General features: G+C 67.5%; 22 protein-coding genes and 1 riboswitch. Of the genes, 14 read left to right on the top strand and 8 right to left on the bottom strand.

Features of this window, described 5'->3' with window-relative positions; translation table 11 throughout:
* Window positions 1–53: 53 nt before the first annotated feature.
* The 3 genes from cbpA to CFE50_RS14260 all read left to right on the top strand — a co-directional run bounded on the left by cbpA (window position 54) and on the right by CFE50_RS14260 (window position 2,567).
* Entirely contained in the window at window positions 54–998 is a 945-nt protein-coding gene (gene cbpA, locus CFE50_RS14270) for a curved DNA-binding protein (RefSeq protein WP_144957054.1), read from the top strand.
* Complete coding sequence (locus tag CFE50_RS14265) at window positions 998–1,306, top strand: chaperone modulator CbpM (RefSeq protein ID WP_286734478.1); 309 nt, start codon at window positions 998–1,000, stop codon at window positions 1,304–1,306. The genes cbpA and CFE50_RS14265 overlap by 1 nt, the downstream gene beginning before the upstream one ends.
* 517 nt (window positions 1,307–1,823) lie before the next feature.
* Entirely contained in the window at window positions 1,824–2,567 is a 744-nt protein-coding gene (locus tag CFE50_RS14260; RefSeq protein WP_241807886.1) for a TIGR00266 family protein, read from the top strand.
* 13 nt (window positions 2,568–2,580) lie between these two features.
* Here the strand turns inward: CFE50_RS14260 and CFE50_RS14255 are convergent, their stop codons facing one another.
* The 4 genes from CFE50_RS14255 to CFE50_RS14240 form a co-directional block, all read right to left on the bottom strand.
* Window positions 2,581–3,477 (bottom strand): hypothetical protein, encoded by an 897-nt coding sequence (locus CFE50_RS14255; protein WP_007162117.1) that lies wholly within the window; start codon window positions 3,475–3,477, stop codon window positions 2,581–2,583.
* 100 nt (window positions 3,478–3,577) lie between these two features.
* Complete coding sequence (locus CFE50_RS14250) at window positions 3,578–4,393, bottom strand: aldo/keto reductase (RefSeq protein WP_286734471.1); 816 nt, start codon at window positions 4,391–4,393, stop codon at window positions 3,578–3,580.
* A complete protein-coding gene (locus CFE50_RS14245) occupies window positions 4,390–5,565 on the bottom strand; it encodes an NAD(P)/FAD-dependent oxidoreductase (protein ID WP_286734470.1) in 1,176 nt (391 codons plus the stop codon). Before CFE50_RS14245 ends, CFE50_RS14250 begins: the two co-directional genes overlap by 4 nt.
* Before the next feature lie 62 nt (window positions 5,566–5,627).
* Window positions 5,628–5,960, bottom strand: coding sequence for a DMT family transporter (locus tag CFE50_RS14240; protein ID WP_027600233.1), 333 nt, complete (start codon window positions 5,958–5,960; stop codon window positions 5,628–5,630).
* 83 nt (window positions 5,961–6,043) lie between these two features.
* On the opposite strand from CFE50_RS14240, the gene CFE50_RS14235 reads away from it, so the two are divergent.
* Both CFE50_RS14235 and CFE50_RS14230 read left to right on the top strand, forming a co-directional pair.
* On the top strand, window positions 6,044–6,928 hold the full coding sequence (locus CFE50_RS14235; RefSeq protein ID WP_286734467.1) for a LysR family transcriptional regulator: 885 nt from the start codon (window positions 6,044–6,046) through the stop codon (window positions 6,926–6,928).
* 145 nt (window positions 6,929–7,073) lie between these two features.
* Entirely contained in the window at window positions 7,074–8,360 is a 1,287-nt protein-coding gene (locus tag CFE50_RS14230; RefSeq protein WP_027600813.1) for an MFS transporter, read from the top strand.
* Here CFE50_RS14230 and CFE50_RS14225 read toward each other — a convergent pair.
* Window positions 8,357–9,721, bottom strand: a complete 1,365-nt coding sequence (locus CFE50_RS14225) for an MFS transporter (RefSeq protein WP_007162111.1) — start codon at window positions 9,719–9,721, stop codon at window positions 8,357–8,359. The two genes, CFE50_RS14230 and CFE50_RS14225, sit on opposite strands and share 4 nt — an antisense overlap.
* Before the next feature lie 166 nt (window positions 9,722–9,887).
* Complete coding sequence (locus CFE50_RS14220; protein ID WP_286734463.1) at window positions 9,888–10,835, bottom strand: LysR family transcriptional regulator; 948 nt, start codon at window positions 10,833–10,835, stop codon at window positions 9,888–9,890.
* A gap of 108 nt (window positions 10,836–10,943) precedes the next feature.
* On the opposite strand from CFE50_RS14220, the gene CFE50_RS14215 reads away from it, so the two are divergent.
* From CFE50_RS14215 to waaA, 3 genes are all read left to right on the top strand, one after another.
* Entirely contained in the window at window positions 10,944–12,125 is a 1,182-nt protein-coding gene (locus CFE50_RS14215; protein ID WP_286734461.1) for a fumarylacetoacetate hydrolase family protein, read from the top strand.
* A gap of 193 nt (window positions 12,126–12,318) precedes the next feature.
* Complete coding sequence (locus CFE50_RS14210) at window positions 12,319–14,103, top strand: IlvD/Edd family dehydratase (protein ID WP_027600810.1); 1,785 nt, start codon at window positions 12,319–12,321, stop codon at window positions 14,101–14,103.
* Window positions 14,104–14,151: 48 nt separating this feature from the next.
* Window positions 14,152–15,417 carry a lipid IV(A) 3-deoxy-D-manno-octulosonic acid transferase gene (gene waaA, locus CFE50_RS14205; protein WP_286734459.1) on the top strand — a complete coding sequence of 422 codons (1,266 nt, stop codon included), beginning with the start codon at window positions 14,152–14,154 and terminating at the stop codon, window positions 15,415–15,417.
* On the opposite strand, the gene CFE50_RS14200 is transcribed toward waaA, so the two are convergent.
* Window positions 15,363–16,859 carry a TolC family outer membrane protein gene (locus CFE50_RS14200; protein ID WP_286734456.1) on the bottom strand — a complete coding sequence of 499 codons (1,497 nt, stop codon included), beginning with the start codon at window positions 16,857–16,859 and terminating at the stop codon, window positions 15,363–15,365. The two genes, waaA and CFE50_RS14200, sit on opposite strands and share 55 nt — an antisense overlap.
* Window positions 16,860–16,968: 109 nt before the next feature.
* A riboswitch (TPP riboswitch) is annotated at window positions 16,969–17,095 on the top strand.
* A 102-nt stretch (window positions 17,096–17,197) separates the two neighbouring features.
* On the opposite strand from CFE50_RS14200, the gene thiC reads away from it, so the two are divergent.
* Window positions 17,198–19,075 (top strand): phosphomethylpyrimidine synthase ThiC, encoded by a 1,878-nt coding sequence (gene thiC / locus CFE50_RS14195; RefSeq protein WP_027600242.1) that lies wholly within the window; start codon window positions 17,198–17,200, stop codon window positions 19,073–19,075.
* 251 nt (window positions 19,076–19,326) lie between these two features.
* On the top strand, window positions 19,327–20,589 hold the full coding sequence (gene cytX / locus CFE50_RS14190; protein WP_286734453.1) for a putative hydroxymethylpyrimidine transporter CytX: 1,263 nt from the start codon (window positions 19,327–19,329) through the stop codon (window positions 20,587–20,589).
* 207 nt (window positions 20,590–20,796) lie between these two features.
* Here cytX and CFE50_RS14185 read toward each other — a convergent pair whose 3' ends face one another.
* A complete protein-coding gene (locus tag CFE50_RS14185; protein ID WP_007162103.1) occupies window positions 20,797–21,546 on the bottom strand; it encodes an RsiV family protein in 750 nt (249 codons plus the stop codon).
* A gap of 187 nt (window positions 21,547–21,733) precedes the next feature.
* Here CFE50_RS14185 and CFE50_RS14180 point away from each other — a divergent pair, with 187 nt between their 5' ends.
* The 4 genes from CFE50_RS14180 (at window position 21,734) to CFE50_RS14165 (ending at window position 24,447) form a co-directional block, all read left to right on the top strand.
* Window positions 21,734–22,354, top strand: coding sequence for an NUDIX domain-containing protein (locus CFE50_RS14180; RefSeq protein ID WP_044342438.1), 621 nt, complete (start codon window positions 21,734–21,736; stop codon window positions 22,352–22,354).
* Window positions 22,345–22,800, top strand: a complete 456-nt coding sequence (locus tag CFE50_RS14175) for a DUF1249 domain-containing protein (RefSeq protein ID WP_007162101.1) — start codon at window positions 22,345–22,347, stop codon at window positions 22,798–22,800. Before CFE50_RS14180 ends, CFE50_RS14175 begins: the two co-directional genes overlap by 10 nt.
* A 138-nt stretch (window positions 22,801–22,938) precedes the next feature.
* Complete coding sequence (gene cpdA / locus CFE50_RS14170) at window positions 22,939–23,745, top strand: 3',5'-cyclic-AMP phosphodiesterase (RefSeq protein WP_502694702.1); 807 nt, start codon at window positions 22,939–22,941, stop codon at window positions 23,743–23,745.
* 93 nt (window positions 23,746–23,838) lie between these two features.
* A complete protein-coding gene (locus tag CFE50_RS14165) occupies window positions 23,839–24,447 on the top strand; it encodes a YqiA/YcfP family alpha/beta fold hydrolase (RefSeq protein WP_286734447.1) in 609 nt (202 codons plus the stop codon).
* Window positions 24,448–24,451 lie beyond the last annotated feature (4 nt).

Below are 24,451 nucleotides of genomic sequence, written 5' to 3'. Positions count from 1 at the left end.
CAACCCCTGGGGGCGCTGCGCGGTCTCTAGGAGAACCGTTACTGGAGACCGCAATGGACTTCAAGGACTACTACGAGGTGCTCGGCGTCGCTCCCGACGTCGACGACAAGACCCTCAAGACCGCCTATCGCAAGCTGGCGCGCAAGTACCACCCCGATGTGAGCAAGGAGGCCGATGCCGAGGCCCGCTTCAAGGAGGTGGCCGAGGCCTATGACGTCCTGCGCGATCCGCACAAGCGCGCCGAGTACGATCAGGTACGCCTCTACCAGCAGCAGGGCGAGCGCTTCCAGGTGCCGCCGGACTGGCAGCCGGGTTCAGGCGATGACTACAGCGATCCCCATGCCGGCTTCGGCGCGGACTACTCCGACTTCTTCGAATCCCTGTTCGGTGCTGCCGGGCGCTCGCAGCAGGGCGGTTTCGCCCGCCGGGGTCGTGACATCGAGCTGGAGCTGCCGCTGTTTCTCGAAGAGAGCCAGGCGGGCAGCACCAAGCCGCTGAGTTTTACGCTGCCGCAGCGCGACGAGCTGGGCCGGCGCGTCGGCGAGACCACCAAGACCCTCAACGTCAAGATTCCCGCCGGCAGCACCGACGGCGAACGTATCCGCCTGAAAGGCCAGGGCGAGCCGGGCGTCGGCGGCGCGGAGGCGGGGGATCTCTACCTGGTCATCCGCCTGGTGCCCCATCCGCTGTTCGACGTCGACGGCCAGGATCTGGTGGTCAGCGTCCCGCTCGCCCCCTGGGAAGCTGCGTTGGGCACCAAGGTGCAGGTGCCGACGCTGGATGGACAGATCATGCTCAGTATCCCGCCCGGCAGCCAGAACGGTGCGCGGTTGCGGGTGCGCGGCAAGGGCCTGGCCGGCAAGGCGGGGCAGGGCGATCTGCATGCCCTGCTCAAGGTGGTGATGCCGCCCAGGGGCGATGAAGAAACCCAGGCGCTGTGGCGCCAACTGGCCGAGCGGGCGGCCTTCGATCCCCGCCGCGACTGGAGGAAAGTCTGATGAGCAGTCTGATCGTCCTGCAGGAATTCTGCGTGCTCTGCGAGGTGAGCGAGCCGGTGGTGGTGGAGATCGTCGAGCACGGCATCCTGGCACCCCAGCGGGGCAAGCGCCCGGCCGAGTGGCACTTCGATACCAGCGCCCTGCATCGCGCCCGCCGCGCCGTGCGCCTGAGGCACGAGCTGGAACTGGACTGGTCCGCCACCGCCCTGGCCCTGCACCTGCTGGATGAGGTGGAAGAACTGCGGCGGGAAAACCAGCGCCTGCGCCGTCGGCTAGAGCGTTTCGCTGGTGAGCTACGTGACGTCTGATTGGCTGCATAGGTTGGGCTGAGACAGCTTCATCGTCGAAGCCCAACGGCCGTGGTTGAGCCTTGCCGTGTTGGGCTTCGCTGCGCTCAACCCAACCTACAAAGCGTCCATCCGCACCGGATATCCCCCTCGCCCTCCGGGAGAGGGCTGGGGTGAGGGGGAGCCAGATAGCGCCGGTAATGGCCGCGATGTCGTAGGGTGGAAAACCGCGCAGCCTTTTCCACGCGCGTTGCATATTCGCAGGGCAGTGGAAAAGGCTGCGCCGTTTTCCACGCTACGGGGTTGCGATGTGTTGGGCTTCGCTGCACTCAGCCCAACCTACGGGACTTTCATTCGTACCGTACATCCCCCTCTCCCTCCGGGAGAGGGTTGGGTTGAGGGAAGCCAGGTAGCACCGGTAATGACCGCGATGTTGTAGGGTGGAAAACCGCGCAGCGTTTTCCACGCGCCTTGCCCAAACGCAGGACAGTGGAAAAGGCTGCGCCGTTTTCCACGCTACACCAGGAGTCTGACAGCCATGCCCAGCCATATCCTCGACCACCGCATCCTCGGCGAATCCCTGCAGGCGGTGGAGATCGGCCTCGATCCGGGCGAGACGGTGATCGCCGAGGCCGGCGCCATGACCTACATGGAGGCCGACATCGATTTCACCGCGCGCATGGGCGACGGCTCCGCCGGCCTGCTCGGCAAGCTGTGGGGCGCCGGCAAACGGATGCTCGGTGGCGAGTCGCTGTTCATGACCCATTTCACCAACGAAGGCCGCGAAAAGCGCCACGTCGCCTTTGCCGCGCCCTATCCGGGTCAGGTGGTACCCCTGGATCTCGCCGCCCTGGGCGGCACCCTGTTCTGCCAGCGCGATTCCTTTCTCTGTGCGGCCATGGGTACCCGCATCGGCGTGGCCTTCACCCGCCGTCTGGGCGCCGGTTTCTTCGGCGGTGAAGGCTTCATCCTGCAGCGGCTGGAGGGCGATGGCATGGCCTTCGTGCATGCCGGCGGCACGGTGATCCGCAAGGAACTCAGGGGCGAAACGCTACGCCTGGACACCGGCTGCTTGGTGGGTTTCACCAGCGGCATCGACTACAACATCAAGCTGGCGGGTGGCCTGCGCAGCATGCTGTTCGGCGGCGAAGGCCTGGTGCTGGCGACCCTGAGCGGTCACGGCACCGTGTGGATCCAGACGCTGCCCTTTTCGCGATTAGCCGGCCGAGTTCAAGCCGCGGCCGGCGGCGGCGTCGGTGAACGCCGCGCCGGTGGCGACTGATCTTTCGCCTACCCTAGGCCCGCTGCAGGGCGCTCTGGGGCGCCATGCGCTCCAGCCAGTCACGCCAGCGCACCCGGCTGTCGTGAACCAGCCAGCCGTCCTGGCGGGCGAAGCTTTCCGACAGCCAGAGGCCGCGGGTCGATACCGGCAGGCGCTGGCCGGCGGACAGGGTATAGAGCTCGCCGGTGGGCTTGCCGTCGTCCAGGGCGACCAGATAGAGATCCGGGCGTTGCCGGGCCAGGCGCGCCAGCAATTGGCCGTTCTCGATCTTCTCGTCGACGTGGAACAGACTCGGCGCCTTGCACTCCTTGGGCAGCTCCAGCAGCAGGTCATAGACCAGTTGCAGCGAGGCGGTGGGGGTGTGCACATAGGCGCGTGGGCGCTCCAGCAGCGCCAGGCTGCCGCAGCGTACCGGCCGCGCCGCGCCCGAACGTGGGGTCAGGCGAAAGGCCACGTCCTCGCGATAGGGCAGGGCCGGGGCATAGGGCGTCGGCAGCCAGGTGTCGGCGAAGCGTCCGGCCAGCCAGCCGCGCGGCGTCTCGATCAGGCACTCCTCGGCCACCTCCTGGACGGCGGTGAGCAGCGGCAGCGCCAGTTCGTGGGTCGGGATGTAACCGGAGATCAGCTTGAGCACCACGTCGCCCCGATCGGGCCGGCGCTGGCGCACCAGCAGCCAGTGATCCTGGCCCTGCCAGTTCAGCGTCAGGCGTACCGAGACCCCCAGATTGGCGAGCCTGGCGCTGAAGTGCTGGGCATCGTCGATCTCGATGGGCTTGCGCCGCTCCAGCATCTCGCTGAAATTCAGGGGTTGGCCGAGGGCCTGGTAGGTGAGGCCGTCATGGTTGGCCTCGACCGAAAGGGGCAGGGTCTTGAACGCCTTGGGATTGTGGCGGGCGATGAGCTGGGGCATGGCCGACTCCTGTTTGTTGTATGCCGCGGACGCGCCGTCCCTGAGCGACCGGGCGGGGCGTCCAGCGGACGAAGGCAAGGGTTCAGCGAAACGCTCTGGATCAGGGCCGAGCGGTGATCACTTCGGCCAGGGTACGGACATTATGTGACAGGTGCAGGGGATCGATAGTGCCGACTATCGCACTGCTCACCCCGGGCTCGCCGAACACCCGGGCGAAGCTGGCCCGCACTGGATCCTGGCCGGCGCCGAGTACGGCGTGACCGCTGGCCAGGGCCTTCTTGATCAGGATGCCCTTGCCCTGGGCGGCGGCGGCCTGGATCACCGGGATCTCGGCGTCTTCATTGAGGTTGAAGGTGACCATGGCGCAATCGCCGGCTTCCAGGGCTTTCAGGCCGCCGGCGACGGTCTTGCCGGAAAAGCCGAAGGCGCGGATCAGCCCCTCGCGCTTGAGCTCGGCCAGGGTCTCGTAGCAGCCGCTGTCCTGGAGGATGGCCAGGTCGTTGCCATCGGAGTGCACCAGCACCAGATCCAGCCAGTCGGTTTCCAGGCGCTGCAGGCTGCGTTCCACCGAGCGGCGGGTATGGGCCGGACTGAAGTCGAAGCTGGACAGGCCGCCCTCGAATTCCTCGCCGACCTTGCTGGCGATCACCCAGTGCTGGCGCTGGCCACGCAAGAGCGGACCCAGGCGTTCCTCGCTGCGGCCATAGGCCGGAGCGGTGTCCAGCAGATTGATCCCCAGTTCACGGGCAAGACTCAGCAGGTCCGCGGCGCTGCGGTCGTCGGGGATGGTGAAGCCATTGGGATACTTCACGCCCTGGTCGCGGCCGAACTTGACCGTGCCCAGGCCCAGCGGGGAGATCTCCAGACCGGTGCTGCCCAGCGGACGGTGCAGACCATGCAGGGTGCGCAAGCTCATGGCAGCAGTTCCTCCCAGAAGGGTGCGGCCACCGGCGGTTGCGGATGGGCGGGCAGGGCGGGGTGCTGCCCGGGGGCGATGCCGTCGCGGTCGAGATTGGCCAGGACGCGATCGGCCAGGTCCGGCGACAGGGCCAGCTTGGTCGGCCAGCCCACCAGCAGGCGGCCTTCCTCGGCGAGGAAGGCATTGTCCGGGCGCACCAGTCCGGATTGCGCCGGCTCGGCGCGATCCACGCGCAGGGTCGCCCAGTGCGCGCCGGCGAAGTCGATCCAGGGCAGCAGGCGCTGCAATTCCTCGCGTGCCGCGGCGATCTGCGCCTGGGGTTCGCGCGCCACGCCCTCGGCTTCGGCCAGGTCGCCACCCAGGTACCACAGCCACTGGCCATCGGCGGTGGGGTGGCTGGTGATGGTCACCCGCGGCTTGGGGCCGCCACCCAGGCAGTGGGCATAGAGGGGTTTGAGCATGGGGCCCTTGACCACCACCATGTGCAGCGGGCGGCGCTGCATGGCCGGTTGTTCGAGACCGAGGGCCTGGAGCAGCTCGGCCATGCCGGCGCCGGCGGTGAGCACGATGCGGCGGGCGCGAATGGGCTGGCCGTCCACCACCAGGCCGGTCAGTTCGCCGGCTTCGCGCAGCGGTTGCAGCTCATGCCCGGCCAGCAGGCTGTCGCCGGCCAGCTCGGCCAGGCGCGCGACCAGGCTCGGCACGTCCAGCACCAGTTCGGCCAGGCGATAGACCTTGCCCTTGAAGGCACGATCGCGCAGGGCCGGGGGCAGTTCGTCGCCCTTGACCGCATCCACCCGGCCACGCACCGCCTTGCTGGCGAAGAAGCTGGTGAGGTTGCCGGCCAGGCTGCCCGGCGACCAGAGGTAATGGGCTTCGGAGAGCAGGCGCACGCCGGAGAGATCCAGCTCGCCGCTGCCGGCCAGGCTCTCACGCCAGCGCCGCGGCATGTCGGCGATGGCCTCGGAGGCACCGGTGAGCATCCCGGTCAGGGCGTACTTGGTGCCGCCATGGATGATGCCCTGGGACTTGCCGCTCTGGCCGCCGCCCAGGGCGCCGGTCTCCACCAGCACGGTGGCGTAGCCGGCGCGTCTGAGGCGGGCGTTGAGCCAGAGGCCGGCGACGCCGCCGCCGACGATGAGGATATCGGTGGACCAGGGTTGGGACATGAACGGCCTGCTCGGGTGATCGGCAAAGAAGCGATTTTACACGCTCCTCGCCGCCGCTGGTCTCAATGCCCGGTGCTGCCGGAAAACAGCTGGATCACCACCACCCCGGCGACGATCAGCCCCATGCCCAGCAGGGCCGGCAGGTCCAGCTTCTGATCGTAGAGAAAGGCCGCGGCGATGCTCACCAGCACGATGCCAAGGCCGGCCCAGATGGCGTAGGCGATGCCCACCGGGATGCTGCGCACCACCAGGGTCAGCATCCAGAAGGCCAGCCCGTAGCCACAAACGACCAGGATCAGCGGCAGCGGCTTGCTGAAGCCGCTGATGGCCTTCATGGAGGTGGTGGCGACGACTTCGGCGGCGATGGCGATGGCCAGGTAGATGTATCCGCTCATGGGGCTTCCTCCTGTAGAAGGCCCCATTGTGCCTTTCCGGGCGATGGGTGAAAGTTGATACCTATCTATCGGGGAGATGGGTCGTGCAGTGGAATCTTGAGCAACTGGAGATCTTCGTCGGCATCGCCGAGGGCGCGAGTTTCTCGGCGATGGCGCGGCGTCTGGGCCGGGCGCAATCGGCGATCAGCTCGGCCATCGCCCTGCTGGAGACCGATCTGGGCGTGGCGCTGTTCACGCGCAGCAACGGGCGCACGCCGGTCATCACCGCGGCCGGTCTGGCCCTGCTGGAGGAGGCGCGCGAGGTGCTGCGCCAGTGCCAGCGGCTGGACAGCCGGGCCCAGGCCCTCTGCGCTGGACAGGAACCGCTGTTGCGCCTGGCCCTGGACGAGGCCATGCCCTACCAGCCGGTGCTCGATGCCCTGGACGCCCTGGCCGCGGCTTTCCCGCACCTGGAGGTCCAGCTCACCAGTGGCGCCCAGGGCGATGTGGCGCGTAAGCTGCTGACCGACCAGGCCGACCTCGGCCTGCTGTTTCGCCATGAGCACATGCCCGCGGCCTTGGAGCGCCAGGCCCTGGGCGATGTCGCCCAGGTCACCGCCTGCGGCGCCCAGCATCCGCTGGCACGCCAGCAGGGTGTGGGCCGGCGCGAACTGGCCCGCCACCGCCAGTTGCTGATCGCGCCGCTGGAGAATCCCTATCCCGGCGGCGAGCAGATCGCCCCCCAGGTCTGGCGCGCCGACAGCTTCTACCTGCTCGCCGAATTGCTGATGCGTGGCCTGGGCTGGGGCTGGCTGCCACGGCACGTGGCGCGCTATCCCACCTACCAGGGCTTGCTGGCCGAACTGGCCTGCGACTGGGTACCGCCGGCCCTGGTGGTGGAACTGGCCTGGCGCCGCAACGCCGCACCTGGACCGGCGGCGCGCTGGCTGGCGCAGCGCCTGGCGGAAGAGTTGCGGGCGATTGGTTGAATCGACGTGTTGGGCTTCCAGCACTCGCCCACAACCCTTTCCAACGAACACCCATTCTGGCCAGATCCGTGGGCCAGCTTGGCCAGCGCCAGGTCGCCCGGGCTGCAATACTCGACTCATCCCTTTCCCGCCGGTGAAGATCGCCATGACCACACCTCCCGCCCTCGGCCAGCGCTTTGTCTTCGTCGTCCTGGCGCTGATCTTTCTTGCCCTGCTGGTTTCGGCGGGCGTCAGGTCTACCCCCGGCGTCTTGCTCTTGCCGCTGCAGGACACCTTTGGCTGGAGTCGCGAGACGGTCTCGCTTGCCGCCGCCATCGGCATCTTTCTCTATGGCCTGGTGGGCCCCTTCGCCGCGGCCCTGATGCAGACCCTTGGCATCCGCCGCACCCTGCTCGGCGGCCTCACCCTGATCAGCCTGGCCACCGCCCTGAGCACCCTGATGCGCGAACCCTGGCATCTGGTCGCCACCTGGGGCGTGCTCAGCGGCCTGGGCACCGGTTGCGTGGCCATGGTGCTGGGCGCGGCCATCGTCAATCGCTGGTTCGTCGCCCGGCGGGGGCTGATGATGGGGCTGCTGGCGGCCAGCACCGCCACCGGCAATCTGGTCTTTCTGCCGCTGCTGGCCCATCTCGCCAGCCACGAAGGCTGGCAGACCGTGGTGCTCACCGTGGCCGTGGCCAGCGCCGCGCTGATCCCGCTGGTGGCCTGGCTGCTGCCGGAGCGGCCGGCGGACATCGGCCTGCGGCCCCATGGCGCCCCGGCGGACTACCAGGCGCCAGCTGCTACCGCACCGGGCAACCTGTTTCGCGTGACCCTCGGCACCCTGGCCATGGCCAGTCGGCGGCGTGATTTCTGGTTGCTGTTCCTGACCTTCTTCGTCTGTGGCTTCACCACCAATGGGCTGATTGGCACCCACTTCATCGCCATGGGCCATGACCACGGGCTGTCCCAGGTGCAGGCCGCCGGGATCCTCGCGCTGATGGGCATCTTCGATCTGGTAGGCACCACCGCTTCCGGCTGGCTGACCGACAGGTACGATCCGCGCCGCCTGCTGTTCGTCTACTACAGCCTGCGCGGCCTCTCGCTGATCTATCTGCCGTTCTCCGGTTTCGCCCCCGAGCAGCTACTGCTGTTCGGCATCTTTTACGGGCTGGACTGGATCGCCACGGTGCCGCCCACGGTCAAGCTGACCAACCAGAGCTTTGGCGAAAAGAGCGCGCCGGTGGTGTTCGGCTGGGTGTTCTGCGGCCACATGCTCGGCGCCGCCTGCGCGGCCTTTCTCGCCGGGGCCCTGCGCGAGCACTTCGGCTCCTACCAGGAGGCCCTGGTGCTGGCCGGCCTGACCGGCATCCTGGCGGCGCTGATGGCCCTGTGGATCGGCCGGCCGAGCGCCGCGGGAGCCGGGCGCTCGGCCGTGCCCGAAGTGGGCTAGGCGGGCTTCAGGTCCAGCGGCACGGCGGTCGGCGCGCGGTGCAGCATCGAGGCCGGGATCGCCAGGATCAGCAGGCCGCTGACGAACAGGCAGGCGCCGAGCACATAGGTGCCGTTGTTGATGTCGCCGGTGAGGGTTTCCATGGTCGCGGTGATCATGGAACCGGTGAAGCCGGAGAGGTTGCCGATGGCGTTGATCATGCCGATGCCCGCCGCGGCGGCGACGCCGGAAAGCAGGGTGCCGGGCAGCGACCAGAAGATCGGCATCAGCGCCAGCAGGCCCGAGGCGGCCACGGTGAGGAAGAAGATCGACAGCACGATGTTGTGGATGAACCAGGCGCTCAGCACCAGGCCCAGGGCGCCGACGAAGGCCGGCACCGCCGCGTGCAGCCGCTGCTCGCCGGTGCGGGCCGAGTGGCGGGCGTTGAGCAGCATGACCACCAGGGCGACGCTGTAGGGGATGGCGGTGAGCAGGCCGATCTGCAGGCTGCCGCTGACACCGGCGTTCTTGATGATCGAGGGCATCCAGAAGGCCAGGCCATAGAAGCCGGTGTTGAAGGTCAGCAGGATGAACACCAGCAGCCAGACCCGCGGATTGAAAAACACCTCACCGAGTCGCGAGGCCTTGCCGGCGTTCTGCTGCTCCAGGTTGCGCTTGAGCAGGGCCTTTTCCCGGGCGTCCAGCCAGGGCGCCTTGTCGATGTTGTCGCTCAGGCAGCAGAACACCACCACCGCCATGATGATCGAGGGCACCCCTTCCACCAGCAGCATCCACTGCCAGCCGGCCAGACCGTGCCAGTTGTGCAGACTGCTCATCAGCCAGCCGGAGAGCACGCCGCCAAAGCTCAGGCTGAAGGGCAGGGCGATGAGGAAGCCCGACATCACCCGACTCTGTCGGCGGGTGGGAAACCAGTAGTTGAGATAGAGGATCACCCCGGGAAAGAAGCCCGCCTCGCAGACGCCCAGCAGGAAGCGCAGCACATAGAAGAGGGTGCTCGACTGCATGCCGAAGAACTGCGCCAGCGGCTGGGTGAAGGCCACCGCCATGGAGATGATCGCCCAGGTCAGCATGATGCGGGCGATCCAGAAGCGCGCGCCGTAGCGATGCAGCAGCAGGTTGCTGGGGACCTCGAAGAGGAAGTAGCCCCAGAAGAACATGCTGGCGCCAAGGGCATAGACGGTGTTGCTGAAGCCGAGGTCGTCGAGCATGTCCAGCTTGGCGAAGCCGACGTTGACCCGATCCAGGTAGGCGGCGATGTAGCACAGCAGCAGGATCGGCAGGATGCGCAGCACCACCTTGCGATAGGTGCGTTCTTCGAAGGCGTCGCCAGCGGCGCCCTGGGGAGCGGTGGTCTCGAACATGGGAATGACCTTCGGGGCCTTGGGGCCCGTTGTTGTTATTGAAGAGGTCGAAGGCGGCCGGGGATGCAGGGTGGCCGTCTGAATTGCCAGGCCACTCTAGGAGCGAGAGCGATTCTTTCCCAATGGCATTTGCGGATCATTCGATAACGGCGCGTTATCGAAGCCTTTAGGCCGAGGCCTCTCCGCGACCGGCATGGCTCAGCAGGATGGCGGCGAATTCCCGGGCCGCCTCGCCCAGGGGTTCGCCCTTGCGGGTGAGGATGCCGTAGTCCTGCGCCGGCAGGTGCAAGGGCAGCTCCAGGGCACTTAGCGCGCCGCTGGCGAGATAGGGCTCGACCATGGCCTCGGGCAGCATGCCGATCATGGGGCCGGCGCGCAGCACCTGGAGAAAGGTCTGCATGGAGATGGTGTCGATGGTGTTGCTCGGCACCGGCAGGCCGGCGGCGGCGAAGGCCCGCTCCATGCGCCCGCGGATGGGCGTGCCCTTGGGATAGAGGATCCAGGGCCAGGCCAGCACCTGGTCGAGGCCCACGGGGCCGCTGCCCACCAGCGGGTGATCGGCATTGACCACGAAGCGGAAGGGCTCCGGCGCCAGCGGCTGGAAGTCGAAGCGCAGGGCCTGGGCTTCGTCGGTGAAACGCGCCACCGCCAGATGCAGCAGCTTGTCGTCGAGCATCTCCATCAGGTGGTCGCTGGTCTGCTCCATCACCTCGATGGCCAGCAGCGGCCAGCGCTGCTTGATCGCGACGATGGCCTGCGGCAGGGCCACCGCGGTGGCGGCGAAGATGCCGCCGACCTTGAGCTGGCCGTGACCACCGCGCCTCAGGCTGTCGATCTGCTCGGCGAAGTCGCGGGCATCGTTGAGCGCCACCCGCGCATAGCGCAGCACGTGCTCACCCAGGGCGGTGGGTGGCATGCTGCGCGGCTGGCGCTCGAACAGGGCGAAGCCCAGCAGGTGCTCGATCTCCTTGAGCATCTTGCTGATGGCCGGCTGGCTGAGATTCATCTGCTGCGCGGCCAGGTGCATGTTGCGGGTGCGACCCAGGGTGTCGATCAGCAGCAGGTGGCGAAATTTAAGCCAGTGGCAGATCTGGCTGAACGACGGCTCGGACACGGGTGCCTCCCAGGCGATAAGCGCAGGTTATCGAATGATGAAATAAGCCCATTTGAGTTTATCAGTCCGGCTGCCTAGCGTGGACCCATCAGCCCTGGAGTCCTGCCCATGTCCCTTCGTCTCTCGCCTGCCAACACCCTTCCCACCGATGGCCTGGCCGGCACCCTGGTGGGCCGCGCCTGGGTGCCCGGCCCGCTGGCCGGTCCCTCGCCCGTGGTGCTGCGCGAAGACGGCGTCTTCGATGTCTCCCAGCGGTTCGCCACCCTCAGCGCCCTGTTCGAGGAGGAGGCACCGTTGCAGGCCCTGCGCGACACTCCCGGACGTTACCTCGGCAGTGTGGAGGAACTGCTGGCCAACAGCGGCGAGCAGGCCGCTGCGGACCGCCTGCATCTGCTGCCGCCAGCCGATCTGCAGGTGATCAAGGCCGCCGGGGTGACCTTTGCCGCCAGCATGCTGGAGCGGGTGATCGAGGAACAGGCCGGTGGCGATGCCGGGCGCGCCGTAGCCATCCGCGAGCAGGTGCAGGCGGTGATCGGCGCGGACCTGCAGGGCCTGGAGCCGGGCAGTCCGCGGGCCCAGGCGCTCAAGGCGCTGCTGATCGAGAAGGGCATGTGGTCGCAGTACCTGGAGGTGGGCATCGGCCCGGACGCCGAGATCTTCACCAAGGCGCCGGTGCTGGCCGCGGTCGGCTCTGGCAGCGCCATCGGCATCCACCCGGTGTCCCAGTGGAACAATCCCGAACCCGAGGTGGTGCTGGTGGCCGACAGCCGCGGTCGCCTGCATGGCGCTACCCTGGGCAACGACGTCAATCTGCGCGACATCGAGGGCCGTAGCGCCCTGCTGCTGAGCAAGGCCAAGGACAACAACGCCTCCTGCGCCCTGGGGCCCTTCATCCGCCTGTTCGACGAGACCTTCGATCTCGACCAGGTGCGCCAGTGCGTGGTGACCCTGGAGGTCCAGGGCGACGACGGCTTCCGACTCCAGGGCAGCAGCTCCATGGCGCAGATCAGTCGCGACCCCACCGATCTCGCCGCTCAGACCCTCAACGCCAACCACCAGTATCCCGACGGCTTCGTGCTGTTTCTCGGCACCCTGTTCGCCCCGACCCAGGACCGTGACGCCCCGGGCGGTGGCTTCACCCACAAGGTGGGTGACCGGGTCAGCATCGCCAGCCCGCTGCTGGGTACCCTGCACAACCGGGTGACCACCAGCGACCAGGCCGCGCCCTGGCGCTTCGGCCTCGGCGCCCTGATGCACAACCTGGCCGCCCGTGGCCTGCTGGGCCGCTGATCCTTTCTTTCCTTGGTTCAGTACGAAAAGGCGCCGAGCGAAGGTCAGGCGAGGCGAAAAAGGCTGAGGAAGCAGAGTTTACGAGCGGTAAATGAGCATTCCGATCGGACTGGCGATCCAGGCCTTTTTCAACGAAGCATCACCGATGCGCAGGCACTTTTCGTGCAGAACCCAATAACAAATAGAGATCACCATGACTTCCGCCAAACGCCCGCTGCGCAGCCAGCTCTGGTTCGATGACCCTGCCCACGCCGACATGACCGCGCTCTATGTCGAGCGCTACATGAACTACGGCCTGACCCGCGACGAACTCCAGTCCGGTCGCCCCATCATCGGCATCGCCCAGACCGGCAGCGATCTCACCCCCTGCAATCGCCACCACCTGGAACTGGCCCAGCGGGTCAAGGCCGGCATCCGCGATGCGGGCGGCATCCCCATGGAATTCCCGGTGCACCCCATCGCCGAGCAGAGTCGCCGGCCCACCGCGGCCCTGGATCGCAACCTGGCCTACCTCGGCCTGGTGGAGATCCTGCATGGCTTCCCGCTGGATGGCGTGGTGCTCACCACCGGCTGCGACAAGACCACCCCGGCCTGCCTGATGGCCGCGGCCACCACCGACCTGCCGGCCATCGTGCTCTCCGGCGGACCCATGCTCGACGGGCATTTCAAGGGCGAGCTGATCGGCTCCGGCACCGTGCTCTGGCACGCACGCAACCTGCTGGCGACCGGCGAGATCGACTACGAGGGCTTCATGGCCCTGACCACTGCCGCCTCGCCCTCGGTGGGCCACTGCAACACCATGGGCACGGCCCTGTCGATGAATGCCCTGGCCGAGACCCTGGGCATGTCGCTGCCCGGCTGCGCCAGCATCCCCGCGCCTTACCGTGAGCGCGGCCAGATGGCCTATGCCACCGGCAAGCGCATCTGCCAGCTGGTGCTGGACGACGTCCGCCCCTCGCAGATCATGACCCGCGAGGCCTTCGAGAACGCCATCGTGGTGGCCTCGGCCCTGGGCGCCTCCAGCAATTGTCCGCCGCACCTGATCGCCATCGCCCGGCACATGGGCATCGAATTGTCGCTGGACGACTGGCAGCGCCTGGGCGAGGACATCCCGCTGCTGGCCAACTGCATGCCGGCCGGCAAGTATTTGGGCGAAGGCTTCCACCGCGCCGGCGGGGTGCCGGCGGTGCTCCACGAACTGCTCAAGGCCGGCCGGCTGCACGGCGAGTGCCTAACCGTCTCCGGCAAGACCATCGGCACCATCGCCGAGGGCGCCGCCAGCTCGGATCCTGCGGTGATCCAGCCCTATGAGGCGCCGCTCAAGCACCGCGCCGGCTTCATCGTGCTCAGCGGAAACTTCTTCGATAGCGCCATCATGAAGATGTCGGTGGTGGGCGAGGCCTTCCGTCAGACCTACCTGGCCGAGCCGGGCAAGGAAAACAGCTTCGAGGCGCGGGCCATCGTCTTCGAAGGCCCTGAGGACTATCACGCGCGCATCGACGATCCGGCGCTGGACATCGACGAGCGCTGCATCCTGGTGATCCGCGGCGCCGGTCCGGTGGGTTATCCGGGCAGCGCCGAGGTGGTCAACATGGCGCCCCCGGCGGCGCTGATCAAGAAGGGCATCGATTCCCTGCCGTGCCTGGGCGACGGTCGCCAGAGCGGCACCTCGGCCAGCCCTTCGATCCTCAACATGTCGCCGGAAGCGGCGGTGGGCGGCGGCCTGGCCCTGCTCAAGACCAACGACCGGCTGCGCGTGGACCTCAATGCCCGCAGCGTCGACGTGCTGCTCGACGATGGCGAACTGGAACGGCGCCGCGCCGAATGGACGCCCAACCTGCCGCCGGCCCAGACCCCCTGGCAGGAACTCTACCGGCAGCTGGTGGGCCAGCTCTCCACCGGCGGCTGCCTGGAACCGGCCACCCTGCACCTCAAGGTGATCGCCCGCGAGGGTGGGGTGCCGCGGCATTCGCACTAGGTCGAACGGGCTCGCACTAGCGGCCCTGCTTCATTAAGCTCTGCCGCCATGAATCGTACCCTCTATAGCCTGATCTTCACCCTGGCCTTGCCCTTCATCCTGCTGCGCCTGCTCTGGCGCGGCCGCAAGGCCCCCGCCTATCGGCAGCGCATCGGCGAACGCCTGGCGCTGGGCTTGCCTGAGGTGCCGCCCGGCGGTATCTGGGTACACGCGGTGTCGGTGGGGGAGAGCATCGCCGCCGCGCCGGTGATTCGCGCCCTGCGCCAGTGGCATCCCGACCTGCCGATCACCGTGACCTGCATGACGCCCACCGGCTCGGAGCGCATCCGCGCCCTGTTCGGTGACGACGTCCACCACTGCTACCTGCCCTATGACCTGCCCTGGCTGGCCGGACGCTTCCTCGACCGGCTCGGGCCCAGCCTGGGGGTGGTGATGGAGACCGAGCTCTGGCCCAACCTCATCCACCAGGCGGCGCGCCGCGATATTCCCATCGCCCTGGCCAATGGCCGGCTGTCCGAGCGCTCGGCTCGTGGCTACGGAAAGCTGGGTGGGGTAACGGGGCCGATGCTGGCGGAACTGGCCTGGCTGGCGGTACAGACGCCGGTGGAGGCCGAACGCTTCCGGGCCCTCGGCGCCCGCGCCGAGCGGGTCACGGTGACCGGTTCCATCAAGTTCGACCTGCGCATCGATCCCGCGCTGCCGGCCCGCGCCGCTGCGCTGCGCCAGGGCTGGGGCCAGCGCCCGGTATGGATCGCCGCCAGCACCCATGCCGGCGAAGACGGCATCCTGCTCCAGGCCCATCGCCAATTGTTGGCCGTACACCCCGATGCCCTGCTGATCCTGGTGCCGCGCCATCCCGAGCGCTTTCCCGAGGTATTGGCCGAGGTGCGTCGCGAAGGCTTCGGCGTGGTGCAGCGCTCGACGGGGGAGGCGGTGCAGCCGCAGACCCAGGTGCTGCTGGGCGACACCATGGGCGAATTGCTGTTTCTCTACGCCCTGGCCGATGTCGCCTTCGTCGGCGGCAGCCTGATCGAGCGCGGCGGTCACAATCCGCTGGAGCCGGCGGCCCTCGGCGTGCCGGTGCTCAGCGGACCGCACGTGTTCAACTTCCTCGACATCGTCGCCCAGTTGCGCGACGCCGGCGCCCTGGAAACCGTGGCGGAAGCACCCGCGATCGCCGCCGCCGTGACCCGGCTCTGGGCCGAGCCGGCGGAAGCCGCGCGACGCCGGCAGGCGGGCCTGGCGGTACTGGCCGCCAATCAGGGCGCGCTGGAGCGGCTGCTCTCCGGGCTGGACAGGTTGCTCACCCCCTGAGCCGAACGCGCCGGCAGGACGTCGGCGCGGGTCTTGGCCAGGTCCGGCGGCAGGAAGTCGCGATCCGGGTCGTAGTGGGGATCGAGATAGCCGGACAGCGCCAGCAGATCGTTGGGCGCCAGCGTGCCGGCCGCCTGCTTGAGTCTCAGAGTGTCCAGGATGTAGTTGTAGCGGGCGTCGTTGTACTGGCGCACGGCGTTGTACAGCAGCCGCTGGGCGTCGAGCACATCGACGATGGTGCGACTGCCCACCTGGTAGGCGATCTCGGTGGCGCGCAGCGCGCGCTGACTGGAGGCGATGGAGAGCCGGCGGGCACGCACCTGCTCGATGTCGGTGTTGATCGCCCGATGGGCGTTGCGGGTGTTCTGCACCACCTGGCGGCGCAGGCTTTCCTGGCGCTGTTCGCTCTGGTCCAGCTGCTGGTAGGCCTGGCGCGCCTGGGAGCTGGTGGCGCCGCCGCTGTACAGCGGTACCTCGACCTGGATGCCGATGCTGCGGCTGTTGACCGGGCTGCCGAACAGCGACAGCTGCTCGGCGTTGGGCAGGTTCACCGCGTCGTTGTCGCTGTGGCTGTAGCGCGCCACCGCATCCACCGTCGGCAGGTGCCCGGCGCGGCGCTGGCGCAGGGTCTCCTGGGCGGCTGTGACGCCCTGGCCGGCGGCCAGCAGCTGCAGATTCTGGCGCATGGCAGTGTCCACCCACAGCCGCGCATCGTTGGGCTGCGGCGGCAGGATCGGCAGGTCGTGGCGGATGCCGGCGATGCTGCCGTAGTCGCGATCGGTCAGCCGGGTCAGGGCCTGGAAGGCGTCGGCCACCTGCTGCTCGCTCTGGGAGCGGTTGGCCTGGGCGTTGTCGAAGCTGGCCTGGGCCTGGAGCACGTCGGTGTCGTCGGTCAGGCCGACCTTGTAGCGCTCGCGGGACTGGTCCAGCTGGCGGTACAGCGCCTTTTCCTCGGCGCGGGCGGTGGCCAGGGCGTCCTGGGCGCGCAGGGCGCTGAAATAGCCCTCGGCGGTCTGCAGGATGAGTTGCTGCTGGGCGGCGGAGAATTGCAGCTCGGCCTGCTCGGTGGCGGCCTGGGCGGCCTTGAGCTGGAACCAGCGATCGGCACGGAACAGCGGCTGGCTGAGGCTGGCCTGGATCAGCTGGCTGCTGCGGTCGCTGCTGTAGCGGCCACCCTGGACGCCCAGCGCCGGATTGTCCTTGAGTTGCAGGCTGGTATGGGTGTCGTTGAACTGGGCGCCAAGGCCGATCTGCGGCAGCAGGCCGGCGCGCGCCTGGGGCACCGCCTCGCGCTGGGCACCGAGGCCGGCACGTTCGGCGGCGAGGTCGGCGTTGTTGTCCAGCGCTTCGCGGTAGACGTCGAGCAGGCCATTGCCGGCGACCTGGGCCTGGGCTAGGCCGGCCGAGCTGCAGAGCGCCGCGAGCAGCAGGAATCTTCGCATTCTAGGAGCCTTCCTTGAGGGACCGCGCCAGTGTAGTGGCTTCGTCCGAATCCGCCATAGGAGAGGAAATAGCGGTCGAAGTTTCTGCCGCTCTGGGTTTACACTGGCCGCGTTCTTGTCGGGGTGCGCTACGAGGCGCTGAGATCGGGTAGTCCCGGATCCCGTTGAACCTGATCAGGCTAGGCGCGCCGCATGGCGGTGCGTCAACCTGCGTAGGGAACAAGAGGGCGTCCGCAGCCTTATTCCGTGGTCGCCATCCGTCCGGGCTTGCCGCTTCTTGCGTGCCCACCCTTCGTCCAGGTTCTTCCCTCGGCAACGCGCCCACCAGGAGAGCCTCGATGAACAAGCAGAACAACGTCACCGACTTCACCCGCGTCGACCGCCAGTCCACCCAGCCGCTGCCCAATTCGCGCAAGGTCTATCTGACCGGCTCGCGTCCCGACATCCGCGTGCCGGTGCGGGAAATTTCCCTCGCCGACACCCCCACCGCCTTTGGCGGTGAGCAGAACGCCCCGGTGTTCGTCTACGACACCTCCGGTCCCTACACCGACCCGGCTGCACGCATCGACCTGCGCAAGGGCCTGCCGGACGTGCGTTCGCGCTGGATCGAAGAACGCGGCGACACCGAACTGCTGGCTGGGCTCTCTTCCGAATTCGGGCAGGCGCGCCTGGCCGATCCGAGTCTCGCCGCCCTGAGATTCGACCTGGCGCGCCAGCCGCGGCGGGCCAAGGCCGGGCGCAACGTCTCCCAGATGCACTATGCCCGCCAGGGCATCGTCACCCCGGAGATGGAATACATCGCCATCCGCGAGAACATGAAGCTGCAGGAGGCCCGTGCCGCCGGCCTGCTGGGGAACCAGCACCGCGGCCAGAGCTTTGGCGCCAGCATTCCCCAGGAGATCACCCCGGAATTCGTCCGCGACGAGGTGGCCCGCGGCCGCGCCATCATCCCGGCCAACATCAACCACCTGGAGCTGGAGCCGATGATCATCGGCCGCAACTTCCTGGTGAAGATCAACGGCAACATCGGCAACAGCGCCTTGGGTTCCTCCATCGAGGAAGAGGTGGAGAAACTGACCTGGGGCATCCGCTGGGGCGCCGATACCGTGATGGACCTGTCCACCGGCAAGCACATCCACGAGACCCGCGAGTGGATCATCCGCAACTCGCCGGTCCCCATCGGCACCGTGCCCATCTACCAGGCCCTGGAAAAGGTCGGCGGCGTCGCCGAGGAACTGACCTGGGAGCTGTTCCGCGACACCCTCATCGAGCAGGCGGAGCAGGGCGTGGACTACTTCACCATCCACGCCGGGGTGCGCCTGCACTACGTGCCCCTGACCGCCAAGCGCGTCACCGGCATCGTCTCCCGCGGCGGTTCCATCATGGCCAAGTGGTGCCTGGCGCACCACAAGGAAAACTTCCTCTACACCCACTTCGAAGACATCTGCGAGATCATGCAGGCCTACGACGTGAGCTTCTCGCTGGGTGACGGTCTGCGCCCGGGCTCCATCGCCGACGCCAACGACGCCGCCCAGTTCGGCGAACTGGAAACCCTCGGCGAGCTGACCAAGATCGCCTGGAAGCACGACGTCCAGACCATGATCGAAGGCCCGGGCCACGTGCCCATGCAGCTGATCAAGGAGAACATGGACAAGCAGCTGGAGTGCTGCGACGAGGCGCCGTTCTATACCCTCGGCCCGCTGACCACCGACATCGCCCCCGGCTACGACCACATCACCAGCGGCATCGGTGCCGCCATGATCGGCTGGTTCGGTTGCGCCATGCTCTGCTACGTGACGCCCAAGGAGCACCTCGGCCTGCCCAACAAGGACGACGTCAAGACCGGCATCATCACCTACAAGATCGCCGCCCATGCCGCTGACCTCGCCAAGGGGCATCCCGGCGCCCAGATCCGCGACAACGCCCTGTCCAAGGCGCGTTTCGAATTCCGCTGGGAAGACCAGTTCAACCTGGGCCTGGACCCGGACACGGCACGCGCCTTCCACGACGAGACCCTGCCCAAGGACTCGGCCAAGGTGGCGCACTTCTGCTCCATGTGCGGGCCCAAGTTCTGCTCCATGAAGATCACTCAGGAGGTCCGCGACTACGCCAAGGAAAACGGCCTGACCGACGAGCAGAAGGCCATCGAGGCCGGCTTCCAGGAACAGGCGGCGCGCTTCAAGGACGAAGGCGGCGTGATCTACAAGCAGGTCTGAAAATCGTAGGTTGGGTTGAGCGCAGCGAAGCCCAACAATGCACAGATCGACCTCGCAACGTTGGGCTTCGACGATGGAGCCGTCTCAGCCCAACCTACGTCTGTTAAGCCAGCACCCTGTTTCCGTAGGTTGGGTTGAGCGCAGCGAAGCCCAACGATGCCCGGGTCGATCCCACACTGTTGGGCTTCGACGATAGAGCCGTCTCAGCCCAACCTACGCCTTACTTAAACTCTTTTCGCACGAGACCCATCATGGCCCAGGCCCCCGGCCTCTATACCCCTACCGTCCCCGTTCCGGCGGACCGCCGCATCCTTGGCGGGCGCGACCTCTTCACCCTTTGGTTCTCCCTCGGCATCGGCCTGATGGTGGCCCAGGCCGGCGCGCTGCTGGCGCCCGGACTGGGCCTGGCCGACGGCCTGCTGGTGCTGGTGCTCGGCACCGCGGTCGGGGTGCTGCTGCTGGCGGCTGCCGGCCTGGTGGGCAGCGACACCGGCCTGGCCGGCATGACCGCCCTGGGCCAGAGTCTCGGTCAGCGCGGCGCGCTGTTGCCGGCGGTGCTCAACATCACCCAGCTGATCGGCTGGGGCGCCTTCGAACTGGTGGTGATGCGCGAGGCGGCCAGCGTGCTGCTGGGCAGCTGGGGTCTGCAGGGCTGGGCCTCGCCGGTGCTCTGGACCCTGGTCTTCGGCGCTCTGGCCACGGCCCTGGCGGTGGCCGGTCCGCTGACCTTCGTCCGCCGCTTTCTCAGTCGCTGGGGCATCTGGCTGCTGCTGGGCGCCTGCACCTGGCTGACCCTGGACCTGTTCCTGCGCGCCGACCTGGCCGCGCTCTGGCAGCGCCCGGGCGACGGCTCCCTGACCCAGGCCCTGGGCTTCGACCTAGTGGTGGCCATGCCGCTGTCCTGGCTGCCGGTGATCGCCGACTACACCCGCTTCGCCCGCACCGGCCGCAGCGCCGGTCGCGGCGTCATGCTGGGCTATTTCTGCGGCAACCTCTGGCTCATGGGCCTGGGCTTCGCCTATACCCTGGCCTTTGCCAGCGGCGGTGAAGCCGACGCCCTGCTACGCGCCCTGGCCGTGGCCGGCCTCGGCCTGCCGTTGCTGCTGATCCTGCTGGACGAGTCGGAAAACGCTTTCGCCGCCTATCACTCGGCGGCGGTGGCCACGGGTTTCCTGGCCCAGGTGAAGATCTGGCAGCTGACCCTGGCCATTGGCATCCTCTGCACCCTGCTGGCGCTGCTGGTACCCCTGGCCCAATACGAACACTTCCTGCTGCTGATCGGCTCGGTGTTCGCCCCGCTGTTCGGCGTGGTGCTGGTGGATCACTTTCTGCTGCGCCGCCGCAAGGCCCCGCAGCGGGTACGGGCGCTGCGCCTGGAATCCCTGCTCGCCTGGGCCCTGGGCGTGGCCGTCTACCACCTGCTGCCGACGCTGCTGCCGGCCTGGGGCGCGACCCTGCCAGCCATCGTGGTGGCGGGGACCGCGCAGGCGCTGCTGGGCTTGAAACGAGTCTAGCGTCCGGCCGTTGGGCTTCGCTGCGCCCAACCCAACCTACGCCTAACTGCCCCCTCTCCCGCTAGCGGGGGAGGGTTGGGGTGGGGGTATCGCGGCCATGGCGGTCCGTCGATACGGCCGCTCCTACAGAAGATTGAGTCCGCTGTAGGAGCGGCCCATGGCCGCGATCAAACCCAATTACGGCAGATGATTTCTGTTGACCAGGTCCTACGGCTGCCGCGCCTTGCCCCGGCCCGGGAAGTACTCGCCCTTGAGGATGCCATTGAGCTTGGGATAGGGGATCTTCAGTTCCGGATGGCCCATGGCGTAGGGGGCAATGCTGCCGATGTCGTACTTGAGCGTCAGGGCGCCGAAGTCCAGGGCCACGTTGTTGGTCTTGAGGAAGGGCCACTGCTGGCGGAATTCGGCATCGCCGACGTTGTTGCTGAGCATCCAGGCCTCGCGCGACAGCTGGGCCAGGCGCCAGAATTCCGCTTCCTGCCCCGGCACCAGCATGTCGCCCAGGGTGATCTGCCGGTCGAGATGGCGATCCCAGGTGACGAAGTCGCGGCCGGCCAGGCCATGGGCACCGCCGTTGGCCAGGTAGCTGGAGAATTCGATGATCACCAGGCCGTCATGCTGTTCACGCACCTTGGCCTGCAGATAGCTGCTCCAGCGCGGCTGGGCCTTGGCGAGGAAATCCCGCTCGTAGCTCTCCAGCGAAGCGGGGATGGGCGCGCCCGGCTCGGCACGGGCCAGGCCCAGCAGGTGCCGTTGCACCAGGGCGTCCAGCGCCGGATCGCCGAATTCCACGTAGTCGATGTTGATCAGCGGGCAGTCTTCGCCCTGGCAACCGGCCGGGCGGTGCTCCCAGGCCTGGTGGCGAGGCGTGAGGGGTTTGTCGAGGTTGGGGCCGAAGACGCTTTGGCAACCACCGAGCAACAGGCCGGCGAGCAGGAGGAGCGAGCGGATACGCATGGGATTCCTTTGTCATGGAAACGGAGAACGACGGCTTTCGAACCCGTCTGGCCCCATAAGTTTGCCAGGGGCGGGCGGAGGTTTCCCGGCTTGTTGTCCTTTTCGCGACTTGGCGCGTCAGGGGCTGCACGCACGCAGGCGGCACGCTAGGATGATCTGATTACCTGCAATCAGCGCTGGAGCGCCCATGACCGAAGCCAACGAATCCCAGGCGCCCGCCGTTGAAATCCTGAGCCGCGAGATCTGCTTCCAGGGCTTCTACCGCATGGCCCGCTTCCGGCTGCGCCATCGCCAGTTCTCCGGTGCCCTGGGCCCGGAACTGGAACGCGAGGTCTTCGTGCGTCCCGATGCCGTCTGCGTGCTGCCCTACGACGCCGTGCGCGATGAGGTGGTGCTGATCGAGCAGTTTCGCGTCGGCGTCATGGAAAAGACCGCTCATCCCTGGCTGCTTGAGCCGGTGGCGGGCTTGGTGGACAAGCAGGGCGAGGCCGTCGAGGCGGTCGCTCATCGGGAAGCCGAGGAAGAAGCCGGGCTGACCTTGCAATCGCTCTGGCCCATCTCCACCTACTTCCCCTCGCCTGGCGGCAGTGACGAACAGGTCTATCTCTACCTGGGTCGCTGCAGCACCGTGGACGCCGGTGGCGTCCACGGTCTGGAAGAGGAGGGCGAGGACATTCGCGTCCATGTCTGGTCGCTGGACGAGGCACTGGCAGGGGTTCGCGACGGTCGAATCAATAACGCAGCGGCAATCATCGCCCTGCAATGGTTGGCGCTCAATCGCGCCGAGGTACGGGGGTTATGGGGCTGAAACTGCGAGATCGCTATCGGGTTGACCTGCCGGGCCTGCAGGCCACGTGCGAGGCCAACTACGTGCGGCTGATGCGGCTTCTGCCCAAGATGCGCGAAGCCGTGGTATCGCGCCGCGTCATGTTGTCGCAAGGTGAGCGCCCACTGGGGGTGCTCGCGCTGGAAGTCACCGAGGCCTGTCCCTATACGACGGCCCTGCGGGTGCGCCAGGAACTGGGACTGCCGTGGTTGCCGGTGCCCGAACTGGAAGTGCGCGTCTATCACGATGCGCGGATGGCGGAAGTGGTGTCGGCCGGAGCCTCTCGGCACCTGCTCGGGCGCTATCCCTATCCCAATCAGGCGATGCATCAGCCTGACGAAAAGAGCCAGCTCAATCTGTTCCTCGGTGAGTGGCTGAGTCACTGCCTGGCCTGTGGCCACGAAGCTGAACCTATCCTGCAGCGATGAGCACTAGGGCGCAACGCCGACAGTCGCATCTTCCATCGCGATAACCAAGCTGCGAAAATGTGACCTGTGCACGTAAGTTCTCGGGAACTTTTCTGCACCCTGCCTGCGCTCGTTGTTCTCTTTGCCTAGGAGGCTTTGGTGAGTTTGCCGGATAGTGTCAACGCTCCCCTCGTCGTCCAATTGACCGACAGTCATCTGTTTGCGCGCGCCAACGGTCGGTTGTTGGGTATCGATACGGCCGCCAGCCTGCAACAGGTGGTCGCCCAGGTGGTGCGGGAGCAGCCACGCATCGATCTGCTGCTGGCCAGCGGTGATCTCTCCCAAGACGGCTCCGTGGCCTCCTATCAGCGCTTTTGCGAGCTGACCGAGCCCCTGGCCGCGCCCATGCGCTGGCTGGCCGGCAACCATGACGAGAACGCGCCCATGGCCAAGGCCTGTGGCGATCGCGATTTCCTCGAGGCGGTCACCGACCTGGGCGCCTGGCGCCTCATCCTGCTCGACAGCACCGTGCGCGGTTGCGTGTTCGGCGAACTGGAGCAGGCGCAACTGCTGGCCCTGGACGAGGCCCTGAGCGCCGCGCCCGAGCGTCCGGCCCTGATCTGCCTACACCATCATCCGGTCCCGGTGGGCTGTGGCTGGATGGAGCCCCTGGGCCTGCACCGGGCGGACGAGCTGTTTGCCGTGCTGGATCGCCATCCCCAGGTCAGGGTGGTGCTCTGGGGCCACATCCACCAGGAGTTCGACCAGCTGCGCAATGGCGTGCGCCTGCTGGCCTCGCCTTCCACCGGTCTGCAATTCGAGCCGGGCAGCGAAGACTTCAAGGCCGGCGATCAGGCGCCAGGCTATCGCTGGTTGCGCCTGTTGCCCGACGGCACCCTGGAAACCGGTGTCTCGCGCCTGCAACAGCATGCCTTTACCGTGGATCACAGCGCCGCGGGCTACTAGGGCTGCTAGGGCTGACGCCGGTCGGCTGCCTTGGTCGCGAGGGTCGAAACGGGTTATTCTTTACCTGTTTATTTATCCAGTAGGAGCGGCCCGATGCCGTCGATCCTCTATATCCATGGTTTCAACAGCTCACCCGCGTCCCTGAAGGCGCGGCAGCTCACCGCCTGCATGACCCGCCTGGGCCTGGCGGACCGCCTGCGCGCGCCGGCGCTACCCAACGATGCCGACGCCGCCTTCGCCCTCCTGGAGCGCGAACTGGCCGAGCTGGACGCCCCCTTACTGGTCGGCAGCTCCCTAGGCGGCTACTATGCCACCGTCCTGGCCGAGCGCCACGGGCTCAAGGCCGTGCTGATCAACCCGGCGGTCCGGCCCTGGCGCTTCATGGAGCATTACCTGGGCCCCCAGCGCAATCACCATACCGGCGAGAGCTGGATCCTCACCGAGGCCCATGTCGAGGCCATGCGGGCGCAGGAAGTCGCGGCGCCGGCGGATCCCGAACGCTTCCACGTCTGGCTGCAGACCGGCGACGAGACCCTCGACTACCGGGACGCCGAGCGCTACTACGGCGGCTGTACCCTGCGCATCGAGCAGGGCGGCGACCACGGCTTCCAGGGCTTCCAGCGCCAGCTGCCCCTGTTGCTGGAGCTGGCCGGCTTCGACCCGGCGCTCTGGCGCGAGCTGGATTTCAACACCTTCGAATAGAGAC

Origin of the sequence: Pseudomonas sp. PGPPP4, from assembly GCF_002256045.1 — a bacterium.
Classification (GTDB): domain Bacteria; phylum Pseudomonadota; class Gammaproteobacteria; order Pseudomonadales; family Pseudomonadaceae; genus Chryseomonas; species Chryseomonas oryzihabitans.
This window is presented reverse-complemented; position numbering and strand designations above follow the sequence as displayed.

Excerpts from the sequence above, each read along its gene's own strand:
- CFE50_RS14200 (WP_286734456.1), bottom strand. The coding sequence starts at position 16,859 with ATGCGAAGATTCCTGCTGCTCGCGGCGCTCTGCAGCTCGGCCGGCCTA.
- CFE50_RS14210 (WP_027600810.1), top strand. The coding sequence starts at position 12,319 with ATGACTTCCGCCAAACGCCCGCTGCGCAGCCAGCTCTGGTTCGATGAC.
- CFE50_RS14175 (WP_007162101.1), top strand. The coding sequence starts at position 22,345 with ATGGGGCTGAAACTGCGAGATCGCTATCGGGTTGACCTGCCGGGCCTG.
- CFE50_RS14215 (WP_286734461.1), top strand. The coding sequence starts at position 10,944 with ATGTCCCTTCGTCTCTCGCCTGCCAACACCCTTCCCACCGATGGCCTG.
- thiC (WP_027600242.1), top strand. The coding sequence starts at position 17,198 with ATGAACAAGCAGAACAACGTCACCGACTTCACCCGCGTCGACCGCCAG.
- CFE50_RS14165 (WP_286734447.1), top strand. The coding sequence starts at position 23,839 with ATGCCGTCGATCCTCTATATCCATGGTTTCAACAGCTCACCCGCGTCC.
- cytX (WP_286734453.1), top strand. The coding sequence starts at position 19,327 with ATGGCCCAGGCCCCCGGCCTCTATACCCCTACCGTCCCCGTTCCGGCG.
- CFE50_RS14250 (WP_286734471.1), bottom strand. The coding sequence starts at position 4,393 with ATGAGCTTGCGCACCCTGCATGGTCTGCACCGTCCGCTGGGCAGCACC.
- CFE50_RS14185 (WP_007162103.1), bottom strand. The coding sequence starts at position 21,546 with ATGCGTATCCGCTCGCTCCTCCTGCTCGCCGGCCTGTTGCTCGGTGGT.
- CFE50_RS14240 (WP_027600233.1), bottom strand. The coding sequence starts at position 5,960 with ATGAGCGGATACATCTACCTGGCCATCGCCATCGCCGCCGAAGTCGTC.
- waaA (WP_286734459.1), top strand. The coding sequence starts at position 14,152 with ATGAATCGTACCCTCTATAGCCTGATCTTCACCCTGGCCTTGCCCTTC.
- CFE50_RS14180 (WP_044342438.1), top strand. The coding sequence starts at position 21,734 with ATGACCGAAGCCAACGAATCCCAGGCGCCCGCCGTTGAAATCCTGAGC.
- CFE50_RS14265 (WP_286734478.1), top strand. The coding sequence starts at position 998 with ATGAGCAGTCTGATCGTCCTGCAGGAATTCTGCGTGCTCTGCGAGGTG.
- CFE50_RS14260 (WP_241807886.1), top strand. The coding sequence starts at position 1,824 with ATGCCCAGCCATATCCTCGACCACCGCATCCTCGGCGAATCCCTGCAG.
- CFE50_RS14245 (WP_286734470.1), bottom strand. The coding sequence starts at position 5,565 with ATGTCCCAACCCTGGTCCACCGATATCCTCATCGTCGGCGGCGGCGTC.
- CFE50_RS14225 (WP_007162111.1), bottom strand. The coding sequence starts at position 9,721 with ATGTTCGAGACCACCGCTCCCCAGGGCGCCGCTGGCGACGCCTTCGAA.
- cbpA (WP_144957054.1), top strand. The coding sequence starts at position 54 with ATGGACTTCAAGGACTACTACGAGGTGCTCGGCGTCGCTCCCGACGTC.
- CFE50_RS14230 (WP_027600813.1), top strand. The coding sequence starts at position 7,074 with ATGACCACACCTCCCGCCCTCGGCCAGCGCTTTGTCTTCGTCGTCCTG.
- CFE50_RS14255 (WP_007162117.1), bottom strand. The coding sequence starts at position 3,477 with ATGCCCCAGCTCATCGCCCGCCACAATCCCAAGGCGTTCAAGACCCTG.